This is a genomic window from Azospirillum brasilense (assembly GCF_003349955.1).
Lineage (GTDB): Bacteria > Pseudomonadota > Alphaproteobacteria > Azospirillales > Azospirillaceae > Azospirillum > Azospirillum brasilense_B.
Genome location: NZ_QLKQ01000056.1, coordinates 1 through 19,201, shown reverse-complemented (window position 1 = coordinate 19,201; position 19,201 = coordinate 1). Strand labels below are relative to the sequence as shown.

Below are 19,201 nucleotides of genomic sequence, written 5' to 3'. Positions count from 1 at the left end.
TGGTTGGTCTGGAAATGCCGACGATGTGCGACTGAAAGCGCCTAACGGAACCCAAGCGAGCGTACGCTCGACCACCCATCGGTATCGGCCGAGACGCTCGCTGCTTTCGACGCTACGCCGGGCAATCCACGGAATGATCGCTCGTTGGCGCAGCGCCCGCCGGCAGTGAGCGAAGTCGTAGCCCTTGTCGGCATGCAGCTTGGCCAGTCGCCGCCGGAGCCGGTCCGCACATTGGCGGATCGCCGGCGCGGCATCGACCAGCGCCTCCAGCAGCTTCCTGTCGTGCCGGTTGGCTGGCGATATCCTCAGGGCGAGCGGGATGCCGTTAGCATCGACGAGGATGGGGCGCTTGGAGCCCGGCTTGCCGCGATCCGTCGGGTTCGGGCCGGTCTCCTCACCCCCCCTTTTGCCGGGACGCTGGCGCTGTCCACCGCCGCACGATCCCAGTTGATGGCGTTGGCATAGCCGAGCCGGTCGAGCCGCACATGATGCAGCCGTTCCCACACGCCAGCCCGATGCCACTCGTGCAGACGCCGCCGGCGGGTCATACCCGAGCCGCAGCCCATCTCCACCGGCAGATGCTCCCAAGGGATACCCATGCGCAGCACGTTCGCACAGCCGGGGCCGTCCGCCTTTCGGCTTGGGCCGCTCCGGCGGGATCAGCGGTTCGATGATCGCCCACAAGGCGTCGCAAACAAGAGGGGCTGCCATGCCCCACCAAACCGTTTCCAGCCGGTTTTGTTACACTCTCATGGGTGCTCTCGTAACAGTTTATGGTTCCATCCAGACGTCCTTCATCGCTCCGACCAGGAACTCCTTGTTGCCCTCGGGGCCGGTGACCGGGCTTTCGGTGATGTCGAGCACCCGCCAACCCGGTAGCGCGTCGAGCCAGGCACGGATGCGGTCGCAGACCTCCTGGTGCAGTTCGGGGTCACGGACCACCCCGCCCTTGCCGACGCGGCCCTTGCCGACCTCGAACTGCGGCTTGATGAGCGCGATCAGCCGACCGCCCGGAACCACCAGGGAAAGGGCGGCGGGCAGCACCACCTCAAGCCCGATGAAGCTGGCGTCGCAGACCACCATGTCCACCGGATCGGGAATCTCGGCGCTGGTCAGGTGACGGGCGTTCGTCTTTTCCAGAACCACCACGCGCGGGTCGTTGCGCAGCTTCCAGGCCAGTTGGCCATGCCCGACGTCCACCGCATAGACCTTGGCGGCGCCGCGGGTCAGCAGCACGTCGGTGAAGCCACCGGTCGAGGCGCCCACATCGACGGCGGTCAGGCCGGTGGGATCAATGCCGAAGACGTCCAGCCCCTTGACCAGCTTCAGCCCGCCGCGCGACACCCAGGGATGGTCCTGCCCCTTCACCGACAAGGGAGCGTCCTCGGCGATCGCGTCGCCGGCCTTGTCGATGCGCTTGGTGTCGGAATAGACCAGCCCGGCCAGGATCAGCGCCTGCGCCTTGGCGCGGCTTTCGGCCAGCCCGCGCTCCACCAGCGCCACATCCGCACGCACCCGCGCCATCTCAGACCTCCCCCGTCGACAAGGGTGGATGCATGGCCCAGGACGCGGCGTTCGGCAAGAGGCGATGAGCCGTCAACGGCGGCGGAGGATCAGAATGGCAGATCCAGGACGAAACGCGTGCCTGGACCGTTCGGCTCCGCGCGCAGCTTTCCCTTCAACTGGCCGGCGAAGGCCCGCGCCACCTTCATGCCCAGGGAGTCGGCGCGCGCGACTTCGAATCCCGGCGGCAAGCCGCGCCCATGATCGGCGACGGTCAGGCGGCGCCCCCCCTCGTCACGCGGCACGAGGCTGACCTCGATGTCCCCCGGGCTGCCCGCCACATAGGCGTACTTCGTGGCGTTACCGACCAGCTCGTTGACGATGAGGGCGAGCGGAATGACCGAATCCACCGGCAGCATCGCCTTCTCCACCGTGACGGCGATGCGGCGTTCCGGACCACCCACCGCGAAATGGCTTTCCATCTCACGGCAGGCGTCGCTCAGATAGGCCCCGAAATCGACGAGGCTGCCGCGGGCGGCGGCGTGGACGCGCTGGTGCGCCTGGGTCACCGTGCCGATGCGGCTGCACGCCTCCTGGAAGGCGCGGCGCATGTCCGGGTCCTTGGCCGACAGGGTCTGGAGCGTCAGCAGGCTGGACACGAGCTGGAGCGTGTTCTTGACCCGGTGGCTGACCTCCCGCGCGTGATGGTGGGCGGTTTCGGTCGATTCGGATTCGGCGGGACGCAGCGTGGCCAGCAGCGACGGTCCACCGTCGAGCGCGGCCAGATCCAGATTCCAGGACACCTCGTCCGGCCCGGTGATCCGCAGGCGGACCGTCTCGCCGCTGCCCTGCGCCTCGGCGACGCGCTCGGCGGTGGCCTCCGGGAAGCGGTCCGCGATCGGATGCCCCGTTTCCAAACCCAGGGCGCGCATGGTGGCGTTGGCGTAAAGACAACGCAAGGATGCACCGTCGAAGACGGCGGTCGGCGTCGATGACGACTCAACGATGGACCGGAACATCCCCGGACCATCCTGAGCCGAAGCGCCGTTTTCGTCGGATGCGCGCCCAGCACCCGCTGCAAACACCTGAGGCATGTTCGACAACACCCAGTCCCGCCGGATACGTTAATTATCTATTGTTTTCGAATTGTAAGACAGCGGTCCCATCCGCACCAGAGAAAGCGCCTCGCCCAACCTTAGGCTAATGGCATTAGCTCCTTCGTCCAGGGTCGGAGTCAGGGCCGGGCGGCGGCGCTTTTCCTGCGGACTCAGGCCCGCACCGCCGCCGCCTCGATCCCCAGCGCCTGCAAGGCCGTGGCGACGATGTGGCGGGCGGCGAGACCGGCTTCCTCATACTGCTTGGCCGGGCTGTCATGGTCGAGGAAGCGGTCGGGCAGGACCATCGGACGGATCTTCAGCCCGCCATCCAGCAGTCCGGCCATCGCCAGATGCTGCAGCACGAAGCTGCCGAAGCCGCCGACCGAGCCCTCCTCGATGGTGATCAGCACCTCATGCTCCAGCGCCAGACGGCGCACCAGCTCCTCGTCCAGCGGCTTGGCGAAGCGGGCGTCGGCCACCGTCGTCGACAGGCCGCGCGCGCCCAGCTCCGCCGCCGCCTTGCGCGCCTCGGCAAGGCGCGTGCCATAGCTGAGGATCGCGACCTTGGTGCCTTCCTGGAGGATGCGGCCCTTGCCGATGGGAAGGACCTCGCCACGCTCCGGCAGTTCCAGCCCCACCCCCTCGCCGCGCGGGTAGCGCAGCGCCGAGGCGCGGTCGTCGATGGCGGCGCTGGTCGCCACCATGTGCATCAGCTCCAGCTCGTCCGCCGCCGCCATCAGCACGATGTCCGGCAGGCAACCGAGATAGGCCACGTCGAAGGCCCCGGCGTGGGTCGCCCCGTCCGCCCCGACCAGACCGGCGCGGTCGAGCGCGAAGCGCACCGGCAGCCGCTGCAGCACGACGTCGTGCACCACCTGGTCATAGGCGCGCTGCAGGAAGGTCGAGTAGATCGCGCAGAAGGGCTTGAAGCCCTCCGTCGCCAGCCCGGCGGCGAAGGTCACCGCGTGCTGCTCGGCGATGCCGACGTCGAAGCAACGGTCGGGGAAGCGCTGACCGAACAGGTCGAGCCCCGTGCCCGAGGGCATGGCCGCGGTGACGCCGAGGACTCGGGAGTCGCGCTCCGCCTCCGCGATCAGGGCGTTGGCGAAGACGCGGGTGTAGGTTGGGGCGTTGGACTTGGGCTTGGACTGGGCGCCGGTGACGACGTCGAACTTGGCCACCGCGTGCAGCTTGTCGGCCGACGCCTCGGCGGGGCCGTAGCCCTTGCCCTTCTTGGTGACGACATGGATCAGGACGGGCTTGTCGTCCTTGGCGTCGCGCACGTTCTGCAGGACCGGCAGAAGATGGTCCAGATTGTGCCCGTCGATCGGGCCGATGTAGTAGAAGCCCATCTCCTCGAACAGCGTGCCGCCGGTGACCATGCCGCGGGCGTATTCCTCCGCCCGGCGCGCCGCCGTGCGCAGGGGGCGCGGCAGTTGCTCCGCGATGTCCTTGGCCAGATGGCGCAGGCTGAGATAGGGCTTCGACGAGATCAGCCGCGACAGATACGCGCTCATCGCGCCGACCGGCGGGGCGATGGACATGTCGTTGTCGTTCAGGATGACGATCAGCTTGCTGTTCGCCGACCCGGCGTTGTTCATCGCCTCATAGGCCATGCCGGCGCTCATCGCGCCGTCGCCGATCACGGCGACCACATGGTTGTCGCGGCCAAGCTGGTCGCGCGCCACCGCCATGCCCAGCCCCGCGGAGATGGAGGTGGAGCTGTGGCCGGCGCCGAACGGGTCGTACTCGCTCTCCGACCGGTTGGTGAAGCCCGACAGGCCGCCGCCGGTGCGCAGGGTGCGGATGCGGTCGCGGCGCCCGGTCAGGATCTTGTGCGGGTAGCACTGGTGCCCGACATCCCAGATCAGCCGGTCGGCCGGGGTCTGGAACACATAATGCAGGGCGACGGTCAGCTCGACCACCCCCAGCCCGGCGCCCAGATGACCGCCGGTCACCGACACCGCGCTGATGGTCTCGGTCCGCAGCTCGTCGGCCACCTGCCGGAGCTGCTCGGGCTTGAGCGCGCGCAGGTCGGCGGGGGTGCGGACGAGGTCGAGAAGCGGCGTCTTGTCGTTGAGGGTCACGTTGGAAACGTCCTCCGTTCAGGTCCGCCGCGCGACGACGAAGTCGGCGACCGCTTTGAGGATATCGGCACGCCCGTCGAAGATCTCCAGGTGCGCCTTGGCCTGGACGGCCAGCATGGCGGCCTGCGAGCGGGCGCGGTCCTGCCCGAGGATGGACACGAAGGTCGCCTTTCCGGCCTGCGCGTCGCGACCGACCGACTTGCCGGTCTCCGCCTCCGTCCCCTCGATGTCCAGCAGGTCGTCGACGATCTGGAAGGCCAGCCCGAGGTCGTGGGCGTAGGCGCGCAGAGCGTGGCGCTGCGGCGGCGGGGCCTTGCCCAGGATGCCGCCGGCCTCGCAGGAAAAGGCGATCATGTCGCCGGTCTTCATGCGCTGGAGCCGGGTCGTGGTGCCGAGATCGAAAGTCTCATGCTCGGCGATCAGGTCGAGCATCTGGCCTCCGACCATGCCGTGCGGCCCGGCCGCCTTGGCCAGCGCCGCCACGAGCTGGCAGCGCACGTTCGGGTCTTCGTGGGTCGCCGGGTCGGCCAGCACCTCGAAGGCGTAGGTCAGCAGCCCGTCGCCGGCCAGGATCGCGGTCGCCTCGTCGAACTTGCGGTGCACGGTCGGCTGGCCGCGGCGCAGGTCGCCGTCGTCCATCGCCGGCAGGTCGTCGTGGACCAGCGAATAGCTGTGAACGAACTCCACGGCCACGGCGACGCGCAGCGCGCAATCCGGATTGACGCCGAACAGCGCCGCGGAGTGGCGCACCAGGAAGGGCCGCAGACGCTTGCCGCCGTTCAGGCAGCCGTAGCGCATCGCCTCCAGCACACGCGATTCGGGGAGGTCGGTGGTCGGCAGGAGGTGCAGGATCGCACGCTCCACATCGGCCGCCATGTCGGCCATGGCTGTCTTGAGGTCGGTCTGCACGTCAGTCGATCCGGGCGGGTTCGGTGCCGAGGGTGCCGTCGGCGGCAACGGTGATGCGGTCGATCTTGGCCTGGGCCTCGCGCAGCTTCGCCTCGCAATGCCGCTTCAGCGCGGTGCCGCGCTCGTAGGAGGAGATCGCGTCGTCGAGCTTGCCGCGCCCGTCCTCAAGCTGGCGCACGATGCGCTCCAGCTCGGCCAGCGCGTCCTCGAAGCTGAGGGCGGCGATGTCGGGGGGAATGTGTGCAGCGTCAGCCATGATCCATCCGGCGAATGATCCATACGATGGGGTGCCCGCGATGGGACCGAAAACCGAAATTATGGCTCAGCCCCCAAATGCGCAAGGCCCGCGGCGGGCGTATCACGCTCCCACCGCGGGCCTAGCCGGAAGAGCCGGCCTTGAAGAACCGGAGGGCTTAGCAGTACATCAGTTCGCGCACATGCGCCGCGGTGGCCGACGCCAGGGCGCGCAGATTGTAGCCGCCCTCCAGCACCGACACGATGCGCGCGCCGCAATGGGTGCGGGCCAGATCGCCCAGCTTGCGCGTCGCCCAGGCGAAGTCGTCGTCGGTCAGATGCAGGCCGGCCAGCGGGTCGCGCGAATGGGCGTCGAACCCGGCGGAGATGATCAGCAGGTCCGGTTTGAAATGGTCGATGGCCGGCAGGATGATGTGGGTCATCGCGTGCCGGAACTCCGGCGAGCCGGACATGGCGGCGAGCGGCGCGTTGACGCAGTTGCCGTACTCGCCCTTCTCCCCCGCGTCGCCCGTGCCGGGATAGAGCGGCGACTGGTGGGTGGAGCAGTAGAGCAGGTCCGGGTCGCGCTGGAAGATGTCCTGCGTGCCGTTGCCGTGATGGACGTCGAAATCCATCACCGCCACCCGCTGCAACCCGTGCGCCGCCCGCGCGTGATAGGCGCCGACCGCGGCGTTGTTGAACAGGCAGAAGCCCATAGCCTTGTCATGCTCGGCATGGTGCCCCGGCGGACGCACGGCGCAGAAGGCGTTGCGCGAATGGCCCGACGCCACCGCGTCCACCGCCGCGACCACCGCCCCGGCGGCGCGCAGCGCGGCCTCGCCCGAACCGGGGGACATCACCGTGTCGGCATCGATGCCGGCGTGCTCCTGCTCCGGCACCAGGGCCAGGATGCGCTCGACATGCTCCCGCGGGTGTGCGCGCGCGAGTTGATCGAGGGTGGCGAGCGGCGCCTCCTGCCGTTCGAGCATGTAGAATTCTTCGGTTTCAAGAGCCGCCAGCACCGCACGAAGCCGGTCGGCGCATTCCGGATGGCCCAGCCCTGTGTCGTGGTCCAGGCAGGCGGCATGGGTGAACAGGGTGGTGAACATGCTTTTCTGTCTTTTTCGTTCGTGTTCGAGGCATTTCCCTGCGTCCATTCTTCCTGGATCGCTAATGAAAGTACAGGCTGATTGCGGGGCTTATCGTCACATCCCCCAACCGCCAGCCCCACCCCTTTTGCGCGGCGGACGTGCAGGCCTCTCCGTCCCTCGGCACCGTCAGGCGCAGCGTTCGATCACGAAACGGTAGACACCACCCTCCTCGACGCTGGAGACGAGCCGGTTGCCGGTGGCCTCGCAGAAGGCGGCGAAATCCTTGGGCGCGCTGGGGTCGGTCGCCTCGACGGTCAGCGTCGATCCGGGCGGCACCGTCTTCAGCGCCTTGCGCGCGCGCAGCACCGGCAACGGGCATTGCAGCCCCTTGGCGTCCAGCGTCTGGTCGGCCATCGTTCCTTGCACTCCTTCGGGCACCGCCGCAACGAATTCGAGGCGGCGAGTCTAGAACGGCGGCACGCACGCCTTCAACCCGTTGAACGCTGGTTTCGTCAGCCGGCGAACATTCTTTCGACTACGGGACATCCACGGGTAGACAGCGCGGTACACTCTTCCATATGATTGAACACGAACGATAAACGGCGGGGCTGCGGCGCAAGGGGTGGGCGCAACGGTTCGCTGTTGCTTGGCGCCGACAGAAACGGTCGTTTCATGAACATTGCCGATCTGCAGAGCAACGCACGGCGGGCCAGCACGCTGCTCAAAGCCATGAGCAACGAGCGCCGCCTGCTCATCCTGTGCTACCTGACCGAGGGCGAGAAGTCGGTCGGCGAGTTGGAGGAACTGGTCGACCTCAGCCAGTCGGCCCTGTCCCAGCATCTGGCCCGGTTGCGCCGCGACAAGCTGGTGCGGACGCGCCGCGCCGCCCAGAACATCTATTACTCGCTGAACGGCCACGAGGCGCAGACCATTATGGCGACCCTCCATGAGCTGTTCTGCGCGCCCGCCGCCCGCAAGAAGGACGAGGGGTCGCCAACCTCCGCCGAGGAAACGAGCAGCGCTCCGGCCTGAGCGCCGCGCTTCCCGTTGCCGCGCGTCCCGTTTCAGGCCCGCCCGAAGAAACGCCGTCCGAACAGCAGAACCGCCAGGGCCAGCACCAGCCATCCCAGGATGAAGGCGCTGCCACCGGTCGGGGCGGTCATCGCAAAGGGCAGCGGGCCGCTGGTGGCGGTCGCGTAGAGCGTTCCGCTGAAGAGCAGGATTCCCGCCACGAACAGCCACCCGGACAGGCGCAGCGCCATGCGCGCCGGTCCGTCGGCGCTGCGCAGCAACGCGACCAGGGCGACCAGAGCCAGCGCGTGCCACATCTGGTATTGCCCGGCCAGCCGGAACAACTCCTGCCCACGCGGGTCACCAGCCAGCCCGTGGCTGGCATAAGCCCCGGCCCCCACCGCGACGGCGCCGTTCAGGGCCGCGAAGGCGACCCACAGCCGATCAACCAATCCCATCGTTCCTCTCCACGCTGGCCTTCCAACGCCGGCCTTCCCGCAGCCCTCCTATTGTGGGCGACGGGAAAAGTTCGATCTCGAAACCAACTGGCCCACCCTTTGCTTAGCATGGGCAGGCCGGCCATCCTACCCCCTCGGGAAACCGGGAGTCTGCGGCGGTTCGGCGCAAATTGATTTGCAAAATGCCAAAGGCTCGTCGTGAACCACATCATTCTGCACCGACAGCCGCAAGCCACGTCCCACGCCGAGCCCGTGCCACGCGGCTCGCCGGTTTCCTTGGGCACGCCGCCATCGCCCGGCGAGGAGCAGCTGATCGCCTGGGCCATGGCGCGCGGCGGCCGTCTGCTGGTGGTGGACGACAGCCCGACCAACCGTCTGCTCACGGCGGCGCTGATGCGCAAGGTCGGCTTCACGGTCGACACCGCGGACGGTGGGGCGGAGGCCGTCGCCTCCGTCGCCACGGCGGAGGCGCCCTACGACGCCGTGCTGATGGACGTCGCCATGCCGGAGGTGGACGGCATCGCCGCGACCCTGGCGATCCGGGCGATGACCAACTCCCGCGCTACGGTGCCGATCATCGCGGTCACCGCCCACGGCTTCGCCGAGGACCGCGACCGCTGCGTGTTCGCCGGCATGAACGACTACGTGCCCAAGCCGGTCCGCCGCCCCGAGCTTCTGGCCGCCCTGAGGCGCTGGCTGGAGCCCTCGGAGAGCGGTCCCGTCAGAAGGACGAGCCCGGCTCCTTGAGGAACTCCGCCTCCTCCGGCGTCGTCTCGCGGCCGAGGACGGCGTTGCGATGGGGGAAACGGCCGAAGCGCGCGATGACCTTGCGGTGGCGTTCGGCGTAATCCACGACCTCCGGATCGCTCACGCGTTCCCGGAACAGGGCGCAGGACAGCTCCTGGCAGTCCATGTCCTCCTGATGCTCGAAGGGCAGATAGAGGAATATCCGTTCGTCCTCGCTGCATTCCAGATCGTAGCCCTGCTCCACCACATGGCGGGCCACCGCCAGCGCCTTGGCGTCGGTCGCAAAGGCCTGCGGCGAGCCGCGGAAGACGTTGCGCGGAACCTGATCGAGCAGGACGCAGAGCGCCAGACAGCCGTCCACATCCTCCAACCAGTGATCGTACCGGCCCGCCGCCGCCGCTTCGTGATGGGGCAGCAGCGTGTCGCGCACCGTCCGGTCGAAACTGTCGGAGCGGCGGAACCAGTAGGGCTTCATCGCCTCGTCGAACCAGAAATCCACGATCTCGTCGATCAGCCTGTCGGTCATCTGCACCACCTTCGCCTGGGAATGGGGTTGTCGATAAGGAAACCGGGGCCACAAAAGAACAGGGCGCCCGAAGGCGCCCTGTCCAGTCTCGATCATCCACACCGAGCCGGGACGCGGCTCAGTGCAGGGTGCTCCACAGCTTGCGCTTGGTGGCGTACATCAGGCCGGCCAGCACGATCAGGAACAGGATCACCTTCACGCCCATCTGCTTGCGCGCATCCATGTGCGGCTCGGCGATGAAGGTCAGGAAGGCGCTGATGTCGTGGGCCTGCTGCTGCACCGTCGCCGGGGTGCCGTCGGCGTAGGTCACGCCGTCCGGCATCAGGATGTTGGGCATGCCCACCTGATGACCCGGGAAGTACTTGTTGTAGTTCATGCCCGGCATCAGGGTCACGCCTTCCGGCGGGTTCTCCTCGAAGCCGGTCAGGAAGGCGTAGAGATAGTCCTCGCCGCCGACGCGGGCCTTCGCGATCAGCGACAGGTCCGGCGGCAGGGCGCCATTGTTGGCGGCGCGGGCGGCGTTGTCGTTGGGGAACGGCGACGGGAAGCGGTCGGCCGGGATGCCCGGACGCATGAACATCTCGCCCGCGTCGTTCGGACCGGCCTGGACCTCATAGCCGGCGGCGATCGCCTTCAGCTCGTCCTCGCTGAAGCCGATGCCGGCGAGCGTGCGGATCGGGACCAGCTTGGCCGAGTGACAGGTCGAGCAGACTTCCTTGTAGATCTGGAAGCCGCGCTGCGCCGAGGCCTTGTCGATGGTGCCGAACACGCCGCTGTGCGCCCACTCCTGCTTGGGAATGTGCACCGCTTCCGACGCCTGCGCGGCGCCGGCCAGGCCCAGGGCGACGGCCGCAGAGAGGATGGCAGACTTCAGAGAGCGCATTATGCCTTCTCCATGGGCTTGGCGTGGGCGCCGGCGGCAACGCGGCCACCGCCCTTCAGAACCGGTTCGCAGATGCTGGCGGGAAGCGGCAGCGGACGCTCCAGCTTGCCCAGCAGCGGCAGCAGGATCAGGAAGTGGAAGAAGTAGTAGGCCGTGCCGATGCGGGCGACCAGCAGCCACACGCCTTCCGCGGGCATCGCGCCGGCGTAGCCCAGCACCAGGGCGTCGATGGCCAGGATCCAGAAGAACTGGCGGTAGATCGGACGGAACTTGCAGCTGCGCACCTTGGAGGTGTCGAGCCACGGCAGGGCCGCCAGCACCGCGATGGCGCCGAACATGGCGAGCACGCCGCCCAGCTTGTCCGGGATGGCGCGCAGGATCGCGTAGAACGGCAGGAAGTACCATTCCGGAACGATGTGCGCCGGGGTGACCAGCGGGTTGGCCGGGATGTAGTTGTCCGGGTGGCCGAGGTAGTTCGGGGCGAAGAAGACGAAGGCCGCGTAGAAGATCAGGAACACGACGACCGCGAAGCCGTCCTTGACCGTGACGTACGGGTTGAACGGCACGGTGTCCTGCGGGCCCTTGGCGTCGATGCCCAGCGGGTTGTTGGAGCCGGAGACGTGCAGGGCGGCGGTGTGGAGGACGACCAGGCCCAGCAGCACGAACGGCAGCAGGAAGTGCAGCGCGAAGAAGCGGTTCAGCGTCGGGTTGTCGACCGAGAAGCCGCCCCACAGCCAGGTCACGATCGGGTCGCCGACCAGCGGGAAGGCCGAGAACAGGTTCGTGATGACGGTGGCGCCCCAGAAGCTCATCTGGCCCCACGGCAGCACGTAGCCCATGAAGGCGGTCGCCATCATGGCCAGCAGGATCAGCACGCCGAGGATCCACAGGATCTCGCGCGGCGCCTTGTAGGAGCCGTAGTAGAGACCGCGGAACATGTGGATGTAGACGGCGATGAAGAACATCGACGCGCCGTTGGCGTGGACGTAGCGCAGCAGCCAGCCGTAGTTGACGTCGCGCATGATGCGCTCCACCGACTCGAAGGCGATGTGCGTGTTGGCCGCGTACTGCATCGCCAGCACGAGGCCGGTGGCGATCATGATGACCAGCATGATGCCGGCGATGGCACCGAACGCCCACAGATAGTTGACGTTCCGGGGCATCGGATACTGGTTGTACTCATGGTCCAGCATCGTGAAGATCGGCAGGCGGCTGTCGATCCACTTCACGACGGGATTCTTGAACTGGGGGGCGTGAGCCTGAGCCATCTTGGGGTCTCCAGAACCTTAAGGGCCGCTTAGCCGAGCCGGACCGCGGTGTCGCTCGTGAAAGCGTACTGCGGAACGACGAGGTTGGCCGGGGCGGGACCCTTGCGGATGCGCCCTGCGGTGTCGTAGTGCGAGCCGTGGCACGGGCAGAACCAGCCGTCGTAGTCGCCGCGCGGATCGGTCGGCTTCTGGCCCAGCGGCACGCAGCCCAAGTGCGTACAGATGCCGACGACGATCAGCCATTCCGGCTTCTTGACGCGGGTGTCGTCGGCGGCCGGGTCGCGCAGGTCGCCGAGGTTGACGGTGCGGGCCTCCTCGATCTCCTTCGCCGTCCGGTGGCGGACGAAGACCGGCTTGCCGCGCCAGGTGACGGTGATCGCCTGGCCTTCCTGAACCGGGGCCAGATCCACGTCGATCGAAGCCAGCGCGAGGGTGTCGGCGGCCGGGTTCATGCTGTCGATGAACGGCCAGACGGCCGACGCGACACCAATGGCACCCACGGCACCGGTGGCGAGGTAGAGAAAATCACGGCGGGAAGCCCCCTCGCCGCCGGAGGCCGCGTGGCCACCCGTCCCGGGCGGATGCGTGGTCTGAGCCATAAGCGTTAATCTCCTCAAGGCATACGCGGCGCGCCGAAGCGCCCTATGACACGTGGACCAGTGTTTATCACGACTTGACGGGCATGTCCGCTCACTGGGTGGGTGGGTGCGCGCCGCGTCGACCGGGGTTGTATGTCCCGGCTATCCGGGGTGCGGTATACAGTCGCGGCAACGCCTTGAAAAGGTTTTGTCATCGGGACAACTTGTCGCGCTTTGCGGTGCACCATTAGACTTCGCTGAACCAAAAGGGAATTTCATGCGCCTCGTTCTCTTCGAACCGGACATTCCCCAGAACGCCGGGACTCTGATGCGTCTGGCGGCGGGACTCGGGGTGCCGCTGGACTTGATCGAGCCCTGCGGCTTCGTTCTGGACGACCGCAAGCTGCGCCGGGCCGGGATGGACTACATCGACCAGCTGGCCCTGGTCCGGCACAGCTCCTGGGCGGCCTACCGGGCGCTGCCGCAGGCCGGGCGGCTGGTCCTGCTGACCACACGCGGCGCCGTTCCCTACACCGATTTCGCCTTCGCCCCGGACGACCGCATCATGGTCGGGCGCGAGAGCGCCGGGGTTCCCGACGAGGTGCACGAGGCCGCCGACGCCCGGCTGGTCATCCCTCTGATGCCGCCCGCCCGGTCGCTGAATGTTGCGCTGAGTGCCGCGATGGTGTTGGGTGAGGCGCTGCGGCAGACGGCCGCGTTGCCGAGCCTCCCACCCTTCCCTTCGCCCTGACCGACGCCGGACGCCCGCCCATGACCAGCTCCCCCACCGACGCCATGGACATCCGAACCGCCCGTCAGGCCCAGGCCAGCGCCTGGTTCGCCGAACTGCGCGACCGCATCTGCGCCGAGTTCGAGCGGATCGAGGACGAGCTGACCGGCACCCATGCCGACCTGCCGCCGGGCCGCTTCGAGCGCAAGCCCTGGCAGCGCCCCGACCATGGCGGCGGCGAGGGGGGCGGCGGCGTGATGTCGGTGATGCGCGGCCGTGTGTTCGAGAAGGTGGGGGTCAACGTCTCCACGGTGCACGGCACCTTCAGCCCGGAGTTCCGCGCCAACATCCCCGGCGCCGCGGAGGACGGGCGGTTCTGGGCGTCGGGGATCAGCCTCGTCGCGCACATGCGCTCGCCCCTGGTGCCGGCCACCCACATGAACACGCGCCACATCGTGACCAGCCTCGGCTGGTTCGGCGGCGGCGCCGACCTGACCCCGATGGTGCCCGACGATCGGGACACCGCCGACTTCCACGCCGCCTTCCGCGACGCCTGCGACCGCCACGACCCGACCTGCTACGCGCGTTACAAGGAGTGGTGCGACCGCTACTTCTTCCTGCCGCACCGGGGCGAGGCGCGCGGCGTCGGCGGCATCTTCTACGACAACCTGGATTCCGGGAACTGGGAGGCCGACTTCGCCTTCACCCGCGACGTCGGGCTGGCCTTCCTGGAGGTCTTCCCCGCCCTGGTCCGCCGCCACATGAACCGGCCCTGGACCCCGGAGCAGCGCGAGCACCAGTTGATCCGCCGCGGCCGCTACGTCGAGTTCAACCTGCTCTACGACCGCGGGACGACCTTCGGCCTGAAGACCGGCGGCAACACCGAGGCCATATTGATGAGCATGCCGCCCGAGGTGAAGTGGCCGTAAGCACGGACATTTCCCTCTCCCCTCTGGGGAGAGGGTCAGGGTGAGGGGGTTGTGCGTGTCGGTATGTTCGGCACAAGCACATCCCCCTCACCCGCCCGCTGCGCGGGCACCCTCTCCCCGGGGGGAGAGGGATTTTCCAACCGCCGCCTCGCCTCCGCCAGACACGCCTCCCGTCCCGGCCGGAAATCCTCGGCGATCCACCACCCCTCGACCTGTTTCAGCAGAGCGCCCACCGCCGGGCCGCGCGGCATTCCCATGGCCAGCAGGTCGCGCCCGGCGATGGGGAGGACCAGGGACGGCAGATCCTCGGCGGTCACCAGCGCCGCCGTCACGGTGTCGAGCGCCATCGGGCCGGGGGCGTCCACCGCCGCCAGCAGCACGAGGTCGCGGTACAGCCCGGCGTCGCCCAGCCGGTAGAGCGCCTGCCGCCGCTTCACCGGCCCGTCGGAGGGAGCCACGGCCATCGGCGGCTCGGTCAGCGCGGCGAGGCGGTCGCGGTCGGCGTTGGACAGGCGCAGGGTCTGGGCCACGGCCAGCGCCCCCGCCCGGTCGGTGTCCAGCACGGCGGCGAAGCGGCGCACCGCGTCCGGCGGCTCGTCCAGGTCATGCTCCAGCCGGACCAGCCCGCCGAGCCGCGCGGTGCGGACCGCGTCCGGCAGCAGATGGGCCATCACGCCGAGCCGGATCATCAACGCCCAGGCCGACGCCGGGTCGGGCGCCGCCAGCAGGCGGGACAGCTCTCCCCGCACCCGCTCCCCCGACAGCGTGGGCAGGCGGGGGGCCATCTCCGCGCAGGCGGCCAGCGCCGCCTCGTCCGGCGCGCCGCGGCCGTAATGGGCGTGGAAGCGGAAGAAGCGCAGCAGGCGCAGCACGTCCTCCTCGATGCGCTGGCGCGGGTCACCGACAAAGCGCACCCGCCCGGCGGCCATGTCCGCCAACCCACCGAACGGGTCGTAGACGCAACCGTCCAGCGTGCAACTCAGCGCGTTCATGGTCAGGTCGCGCCGGGCGGCGTCCTCCCGCCAGTCGTCGGTGAACTCCACACGGGCGTGGCGCCCGAAGGTTTCGACGTCGCGGCGCAGCGTGGTGATCTCGTAATGGGCCTTCCCCACCACGGCGGTGATGGTGCCGTGTTCGATCCCGGTGGGAATGGCGCCGATTCCCGCGGCCTTCAGCAGCGCCATCACCCGGTCCGGCGGGGCGTGGGTGGCGATGTCGATGTCCTTGACCTTGCGGCCCAGCCACGCGTCGCGCACGCAACCGCCGACGAAGCGGGCGTCGGCCCCTCCGGCGGCCAGGGCGTCGAACACGGCGCGCGTCTCGGGGGCGGTCATCCAGGGCTGGGGAGCGATGCGGGCGTTGACGGTCATGGCGGCAGGCTAGCCCGCAAGGCACTCAATTGCCAGAGACGCTCAATTGCCAGGCGGGCCGCCGCCAGACGCCCCGCCGCCGACCACCCGCCCGTCCTCGACATGGGCCGGCGTGTAGGGCGTGTGCGGCGGCACCCCGCTGGTCAGGGCGACGGAGCCCAGGGTCACCGCCATCGCCGCCACCCCGGCAAAGACCAGCCAGGGCCAAGGCGCCGTCGCCCACCAGGGCGCCGGAATGTGCGCCTCCTCCGCCTCGCGGCGGCGGCGCTCGACGACCAGCACATACAGGGCATAGCCGACCGTGGGCAGGACCAGGGGCAGGATGACCGTCAGGAAGATCCGCAGCACCGCGCCGCCCGCCCTACGATGGTCCGCCGGCGGGCACGTCGCCCAGGCGGCCGGCCGCCAGGCCGTCGCACCCCAGCCCCTCGCCCAGCCCCTCGGCGCGCAGGACATCGCAGAGATTCACCAGCATCCCCGCCGTCGCCCCCCAGATGAAGCGCTGCTGGTAGGGGAAGGCGTAGAAGTAGCGCTGCGCGCCCTGGAATTCGCGGCTGTGGCGCTGCGGGTTGGTCGGGTCGAGGATGGCGGCCAGCGGCACCTCGAACACCTCCGCCACCTCGGTCGGGTCGGGAGTCACCTGGAAGGGCGGACGCACCAGCCCGACCACCGGTGTCACCCGGAAGCCGGTGCGCGTCACGTAGGTGTCGAGCCTCCCCAAGACCTCGATATGGTCGCGCCCCAGCCCGATCTCCTCCTCGGTCTCGCGCAGGGCGGTGTCCTCCGGGTCGCGGTCCTCGCTCTCCATCCGCCCGCCGGGGAAGCTGATCTGCCCGGCATGGGCGGTCAGGTTGGCGGTGCGCTGGGTGAAGATGACCGTCAGCTCCTCCGGCCGGTCGACCAGCGGCACCAGGACGGCGGCCTCCCGCAGCTTGCCCTGCGAGGGCTCGAAACCGGGATTCAGATCATGGTCGCCGCGCACCTTGACCGGGCGCAGGCCGGCGGCGGCGCTTCCCGGAAAGCGCTTGCGGACCTCGTCGAGACTCACCCGCCAGGCAGCCTGCCCAGCGCGAAGAAGACCTTCTTGCTCCATACCCCCACCTCAGCCTCACCATCATGGCCGCGCGTGTCGGCCCGGTCCACCAATTCGTAGTAGACCGACCGGAGAATTCGCGCTTCGAGCCCGTTTCTTATGAGGATATAGGGCGTCGGTTCGCCATTTTCAGGATTGTGGACAACCCTGATCGGATGATCCGGCCCACATTCGACCCATTCGTCTAAATTTGTACGGAAAGACAGGACCTGTTCGTCTCCGTTTCCGCTTGCGGCCATTTCCACGACGACGAACGGCGTGTCCTCGACCACGATCCGCCCGCGCTCGACCGGGGTGACCAACCAGAAGTCGCCGGCCTCGTCCCGCCGCAGGACCGTGGCGAACAGCTTGACCAGCTCGATCCGCCGGATCGGGTCGCCCTCGTGGAACCAGGTGCCGTCGCGGGCGATGCGGATGTCGAACCGCTGCTCCCTGGCGGTCAGGGGCAGGCCATCGCCGCCATCGCCACCCGGACGCGCATCATTTGGGCGCTTGTCATTCGCCCCGTCATTGCCGACCTTCATCGCTAGCCTTCTCGTCTTTTTCGGGCCTGAGGGGCACACAGGGAACTGGCCGCGCAACGTAATTTCGCCATACTCGTCACATAGGTCCGGACTGGCGGATTTGCCACGATGGCTGTTTCGACCCCCGCTGTCATGATGGGGCGGACAGGATTGCCCACCGAATGCATGGTCTTAACGGGAGCAGAGACGTGAGCGCAACCGACGCCGTTAATCCGAGTCAGGGCTTTCCCGCCAGCGAGAACCCGCACCAGCTCATGGCGGAGATCGAGGCCCTGGGCGGCCGGCTGACCCATGTCCGCGACCGCATTGGCCGGATCATCTTCGGTCAGCAGGAGGTCATCGACCTCACGCTGATCACGCTCCTGGCCGGCGGCCACGTGCTGCTGATCGGCGTGCCCGGCCTCGCCAAGACGCGGCTGGTCGAGACGCTGGGCACCGTGCTGGGCCTCGCCGAGAAGCGCATCCAGTGCACGCCCGACCTGATGCCCGCCGACATCCTGGGGTCGGAGGTGCTGGAGGAGAACGAGCAGGGCCGCCGCTCCTTCCGCTTCCTTCCGGGGCCGGTGTTCAGCCAGTTGCTGATGGCTGATGAGATCAACCGCGCCAGCCCGCGCACCCAGTCCGCCCTGCTCCAGGCGATGCAGGAGCGGCGCGTGTCGGTCGCCGGCCAATACCACGCCCTGCCCCAGCCCTTCCATGTTCTGGCCACCCAGAACCCGCTGGAGCAGGAAGGCACCTACCCGCTGCCGGAAGCCCAGCTCGACCGCTTCCTGATGCAGGTCGACGTCGATTACCCGGACCGCGACGCCGAGCGGCGGATGATGATCGCCACCACCGGCTCGGCGGACGAGCAGGCGGTGACGGTGCTCTCCCCCGCCGACCTCCAGGTGGCGCAACGGCTGGTCCGCCGCGTGCCGGTCAGCGAGGGGGTGGTCGACGGCATCCTCGACCTCGTGCGGCGGGGCCGCCCGGAGGCGACCGACCTGCCGGAGGTGCAGCGCCACGTCGCTTGGGGCCCCGGTCCGCGCGCCAGCCAGGCGCTGATGCTCACCGCCCGCGCCCGCGCGGTTCTGGACGGGCGCCTTGCGCCGTCGCTCGACGACGTGGTGGCCCTGGCGAAGCCCGTGCTGCGGCACCGCATGGCGCTGAACTTCGCGGCGCGGGCGGACGGGATCACGCTGGACGACATCATCAACCGCCTTTGCGCCCCGCTGTCGTAAGGACCCGCCGATGGCCAGCCCCACCCTCGGCGCCACCACCCTGCGGGCGCAGCAGCGCGCGGAGGGGCTGGCCGCCACCCTGCCGCCGCTCCTGGTCGCGGCGGAGCGCGTCGCCTCCACGGTGGCGCAGGGCGTGCACGGACGGCGCCGCGTCGGGCTGGGCGAGACCTTCTGGCAGTTCCGCCGCTACCAGCCCGGCGATTCGCCGCAGATGATCGACTGGCGGCAGTCCGGCAAGACCCAGCCCGTCTATGTGCGTGAGAACGAGTGGGAGGCCGCCCAGACCGTCTGGCTGTGGCGCGATCGCTCGCCCTCCATGGATTACCGCTCGGTCAACGGCCTGCCGACCAAGCGGGAGCGCGCCGACCTGCTGACCCTCGCCACCGCGGTTCTGCTGGTGCGCGGCGGCGAGCGGGTGGGCCTGCTCAACTCCGGCCAGCGCCCGGACCACGGCAAGTTCGCCCTCAACCGCATGGCCGGGCAGATGACCGACCCGCGCAACGCCCACTCTCCCGACGCGCTGCCGCAGCCCGAACCGCTGCCCCGCCACGCCCAGGTGGTCCTGGTCGGCGACCTGCTTTCGCCGCTGCCCGAGATCCACGCCACCGTGTCGGCGCTCACCGGACGCGGCGTGCGCGGCCATCTGCTGCAGATCCTCGACCCGGCGGAGGAGACCCTGCCCTACGAGGGCCGCGTCGAGTTCGAAGGCTTCGAAGGCGAGGAGGAGCTGCTGGTGCCGCGGGTCGAGGCGGTGCGCGAGACCTACCTGGAACGGCTGCGCGCCCACCAGGACGGCTTGGACGCGCTGGCCCGCACCGCCGGCTGGACCTACGCCGTCCACCGCACCGACCGGCCGCCCCAGACCGCCCTGCTCGGGCTGTGGGGCGCCCTGGCGCGCGAGGCGGTTTAGGTGGGGCGGCGTATTGCCCCCACCCTCCCGCTT

Annotated in this window: 22 protein-coding genes and 1 pseudogene; 6 read left to right on the top strand and 17 right to left on the bottom strand. The window is 68.9% G+C overall.

All coding sequences use genetic code 11. The features are described 5' to 3' along the window. Window positions 1–51: 51 nt before the first annotated feature. From DXK32_RS22085 to DXK32_RS22050, 8 genes and pseudogenes are all read right to left on the bottom strand, one after another. Window positions 52–711 (bottom strand): annotated as a pseudogene (locus DXK32_RS22085) (IS5 family transposase); the annotation flags it as partial. 60 nt (window positions 712–771) lie between these two features. Next, window positions 772–1,524, bottom strand: coding sequence for a TlyA family RNA methyltransferase (locus tag DXK32_RS22080; protein WP_114860475.1), 753 nt, complete (start codon window positions 1,522–1,524; stop codon window positions 772–774). Window positions 1,525–1,613: 89 nt separating this feature from the next. After that, window positions 1,614–2,522, bottom strand: coding sequence for a sensor histidine kinase (locus tag DXK32_RS22075; RefSeq protein ID WP_114860474.1), 909 nt, complete (start codon window positions 2,520–2,522; stop codon window positions 1,614–1,616). A 248-nt stretch (window positions 2,523–2,770) separates the two neighbouring features. Further along, window positions 2,771–4,687: a 1-deoxy-D-xylulose-5-phosphate synthase gene (gene dxs, locus DXK32_RS22070; protein ID WP_114860473.1), complete on the bottom strand. Its 1,917-nt coding sequence runs from the start codon at window positions 4,685–4,687 to the stop codon at window positions 2,771–2,773. Between the two features lie 18 nt (window positions 4,688–4,705). Beyond that, window positions 4,706–5,572 (bottom strand): polyprenyl synthetase family protein, encoded by an 867-nt coding sequence (locus DXK32_RS22065; RefSeq protein ID WP_114860489.1) that lies wholly within the window; start codon window positions 5,570–5,572, stop codon window positions 4,706–4,708. A gap of 25 nt (window positions 5,573–5,597) precedes the next feature. Further along, on the bottom strand, window positions 5,598–5,852 hold the full coding sequence (locus tag DXK32_RS22060; RefSeq protein WP_040134280.1) for an exodeoxyribonuclease VII small subunit: 255 nt from the start codon (window positions 5,850–5,852) through the stop codon (window positions 5,598–5,600). A gap of 157 nt (window positions 5,853–6,009) precedes the next feature. Continuing rightward, the gene (locus tag DXK32_RS22055; RefSeq protein ID WP_114860472.1) at window positions 6,010–6,939 is read right to left on the bottom strand and encodes a histone deacetylase family protein; all 930 of its coding nucleotides are present in this window, start codon (window positions 6,937–6,939) and stop codon (window positions 6,010–6,012) included. Window positions 6,940–7,107: 168 nt separating this feature from the next. Continuing rightward, window positions 7,108–7,335, bottom strand: coding sequence for a sulfurtransferase TusA family protein (locus DXK32_RS22050; RefSeq protein WP_114860471.1), 228 nt, complete (start codon window positions 7,333–7,335; stop codon window positions 7,108–7,110). Between the two features lie 258 nt (window positions 7,336–7,593). Between DXK32_RS22050 and DXK32_RS22040 the strand changes: the two genes are divergently transcribed. Continuing rightward, window positions 7,594–7,953 carry an ArsR/SmtB family transcription factor gene (locus DXK32_RS22040; protein ID WP_114860469.1) on the top strand — a complete coding sequence of 120 codons (360 nt, stop codon included), beginning with the start codon at window positions 7,594–7,596 and terminating at the stop codon, window positions 7,951–7,953. A 32-nt stretch (window positions 7,954–7,985) separates the two neighbouring features. Here DXK32_RS22040 and DXK32_RS22035 read toward each other — a convergent pair whose 3' ends face one another. Beyond that, the gene (locus DXK32_RS22035) at window positions 7,986–8,390 is read right to left on the bottom strand and encodes a DUF423 domain-containing protein (RefSeq protein WP_114860468.1); all 405 of its coding nucleotides are present in this window, start codon (window positions 8,388–8,390) and stop codon (window positions 7,986–7,988) included. A 198-nt stretch (window positions 8,391–8,588) separates the two neighbouring features. Here DXK32_RS22035 and DXK32_RS22030 point away from each other — a divergent pair, with 198 nt between their 5' ends. After that, entirely contained in the window at window positions 8,589–9,137 is a 549-nt protein-coding gene (locus tag DXK32_RS22030; RefSeq protein ID WP_247877276.1) for a response regulator, read from the top strand. Here DXK32_RS22030 and DXK32_RS22025 read toward each other — a convergent pair. The 4 genes from DXK32_RS22025 to petA form a co-directional block, all read right to left on the bottom strand. Then, window positions 9,112–9,663: a DUF924 family protein gene (locus DXK32_RS22025; protein ID WP_114860467.1), complete on the bottom strand. Its 552-nt coding sequence runs from the start codon at window positions 9,661–9,663 to the stop codon at window positions 9,112–9,114. The genes DXK32_RS22030 and DXK32_RS22025 overlap by 26 nt on opposite strands. 118 nt (window positions 9,664–9,781) lie before the next feature. Then, window positions 9,782–10,546, bottom strand: coding sequence for a cytochrome c1 (locus tag DXK32_RS22020; protein ID WP_114860466.1), 765 nt, complete (start codon window positions 10,544–10,546; stop codon window positions 9,782–9,784). Continuing rightward, on the bottom strand, window positions 10,546–11,814 hold the full coding sequence (locus DXK32_RS22015) for a cytochrome b (protein ID WP_035676900.1): 1,269 nt from the start codon (window positions 11,812–11,814) through the stop codon (window positions 10,546–10,548). Before DXK32_RS22015 ends, DXK32_RS22020 begins: the two co-directional genes overlap by 1 nt. A 29-nt stretch (window positions 11,815–11,843) precedes the next feature. Continuing rightward, window positions 11,844–12,413, bottom strand: coding sequence for a ubiquinol-cytochrome c reductase iron-sulfur subunit (gene petA, locus DXK32_RS22010; RefSeq protein WP_114860465.1), 570 nt, complete (start codon window positions 12,411–12,413; stop codon window positions 11,844–11,846). Window positions 12,414–12,669: 256 nt separating this feature from the next. Between petA and DXK32_RS22005 the strand changes: the two genes are divergently transcribed. Continuing rightward, window positions 12,670–13,143, top strand: a complete 474-nt coding sequence (locus DXK32_RS22005; protein ID WP_114860464.1) for a tRNA (cytidine(34)-2'-O)-methyltransferase — start codon at window positions 12,670–12,672, stop codon at window positions 13,141–13,143. Window positions 13,144–13,163: 20 nt separating this feature from the next. Further along, window positions 13,164–14,051, top strand: a complete 888-nt coding sequence (gene hemF, locus DXK32_RS22000) for an oxygen-dependent coproporphyrinogen oxidase (protein ID WP_114860463.1) — start codon at window positions 13,164–13,166, stop codon at window positions 14,049–14,051. 35 nt (window positions 14,052–14,086) lie between these two features. Here the strand turns inward: hemF and DXK32_RS21995 are convergent, their stop codons facing one another. The 4 genes from DXK32_RS21995 to DXK32_RS21980 are packed head-to-tail and all read right to left on the bottom strand — an operon-like array spanning window position 14,087 to window position 17,038. After that, window positions 14,087–15,421, bottom strand: coding sequence for a CCA tRNA nucleotidyltransferase (locus tag DXK32_RS21995; protein WP_114860462.1), 1,335 nt, complete (start codon window positions 15,419–15,421; stop codon window positions 14,087–14,089). A gap of 42 nt (window positions 15,422–15,463) precedes the next feature. Continuing rightward, window positions 15,464–15,769 carry a DUF6111 family protein gene (locus tag DXK32_RS21990; RefSeq protein ID WP_114860461.1) on the bottom strand — a complete coding sequence of 102 codons (306 nt, stop codon included), beginning with the start codon at window positions 15,767–15,769 and terminating at the stop codon, window positions 15,464–15,466. A 13-nt stretch (window positions 15,770–15,782) separates the two neighbouring features. Then, a complete protein-coding gene (locus DXK32_RS21985; RefSeq protein WP_205215797.1) occupies window positions 15,783–16,469 on the bottom strand; it encodes a CoA pyrophosphatase in 687 nt (228 codons plus the stop codon). After that, a complete protein-coding gene (locus DXK32_RS21980; protein ID WP_114860459.1) occupies window positions 16,466–17,038 on the bottom strand; it encodes a DUF1285 domain-containing protein in 573 nt (190 codons plus the stop codon). Before DXK32_RS21980 ends, DXK32_RS21985 begins: the two co-directional genes overlap by 4 nt. A gap of 188 nt (window positions 17,039–17,226) precedes the next feature. Here DXK32_RS21980 and DXK32_RS21975 point away from each other — a divergent pair, with 188 nt between their 5' ends. Next, a complete protein-coding gene (locus DXK32_RS21975) occupies window positions 17,227–18,258 on the top strand; it encodes an AAA family ATPase (RefSeq protein ID WP_432612357.1) in 1,032 nt (343 codons plus the stop codon). Between the two features lie 10 nt (window positions 18,259–18,268). Continuing rightward, window positions 18,269–19,168: a DUF58 domain-containing protein gene (locus DXK32_RS21970; RefSeq protein WP_094305375.1), complete on the top strand. Its 900-nt coding sequence runs from the start codon at window positions 18,269–18,271 to the stop codon at window positions 19,166–19,168. Window positions 19,169–19,201: the final 33 nt, after the last annotated feature.

Bases quoted from the DNA above. Each gene is read 5' to 3' on its own strand.
- DXK32_RS22050 (WP_114860471.1), bottom strand. From the start codon at position 7,335: ATGGCCGACCAGACGCTGGACGCCAAGGGGCTGCAATGCCCGTTGCCG.
- hemF (WP_114860463.1), top strand. From the start codon at position 13,164: ATGACCAGCTCCCCCACCGACGCCATGGACATCCGAACCGCCCGTCAG.
- DXK32_RS22055 (WP_114860472.1), bottom strand. From the start codon at position 6,939: ATGTTCACCACCCTGTTCACCCATGCCGCCTGCCTGGACCACGACACA.
- DXK32_RS22065 (WP_114860489.1), bottom strand. From the start codon at position 5,572: ATGGCCGACATGGCGGCCGATGTGGAGCGTGCGATCCTGCACCTCCTG.
- DXK32_RS22005 (WP_114860464.1), top strand. From the start codon at position 12,670: ATGCGCCTCGTTCTCTTCGAACCGGACATTCCCCAGAACGCCGGGACT.
- DXK32_RS22080 (WP_114860475.1), bottom strand. From the start codon at position 1,524: ATGGCGCGGGTGCGTGCGGATGTGGCGCTGGTGGAGCGCGGGCTGGCC.
- DXK32_RS22040 (WP_114860469.1), top strand. From the start codon at position 7,594: ATGAACATTGCCGATCTGCAGAGCAACGCACGGCGGGCCAGCACGCTG.
- DXK32_RS22025 (WP_114860467.1), bottom strand. From the start codon at position 9,663: ATGACCGACAGGCTGATCGACGAGATCGTGGATTTCTGGTTCGACGAG.
- petA (WP_114860465.1), bottom strand. From the start codon at position 12,413: ATGGCTCAGACCACGCATCCGCCCGGGACGGGTGGCCACGCGGCCTCC.
- DXK32_RS22020 (WP_114860466.1), bottom strand. From the start codon at position 10,546: ATGCGCTCTCTGAAGTCTGCCATCCTCTCTGCGGCCGTCGCCCTGGGC.
- DXK32_RS22075 (WP_114860474.1), bottom strand. From the start codon at position 2,522: ATGTTCCGGTCCATCGTTGAGTCGTCATCGACGCCGACCGCCGTCTTC.
- DXK32_RS22015 (WP_035676900.1), bottom strand. From the start codon at position 11,814: ATGGCTCAGGCTCACGCCCCCCAGTTCAAGAATCCCGTCGTGAAGTGG.
- DXK32_RS21980 (WP_114860459.1), bottom strand. From the start codon at position 17,038: ATGAAGGTCGGCAATGACGGGGCGAATGACAAGCGCCCAAATGATGCG.
- DXK32_RS21970 (WP_094305375.1), top strand. From the start codon at position 18,269: ATGGCCAGCCCCACCCTCGGCGCCACCACCCTGCGGGCGCAGCAGCGC.
- DXK32_RS22035 (WP_114860468.1), bottom strand. From the start codon at position 8,390: ATGGGATTGGTTGATCGGCTGTGGGTCGCCTTCGCGGCCCTGAACGGC.
- DXK32_RS21995 (WP_114860462.1), bottom strand. From the start codon at position 15,421: ATGACCGTCAACGCCCGCATCGCTCCCCAGCCCTGGATGACCGCCCCC.
- DXK32_RS22060 (WP_040134280.1), bottom strand. From the start codon at position 5,852: ATGGCTGACGCTGCACACATTCCCCCCGACATCGCCGCCCTCAGCTTC.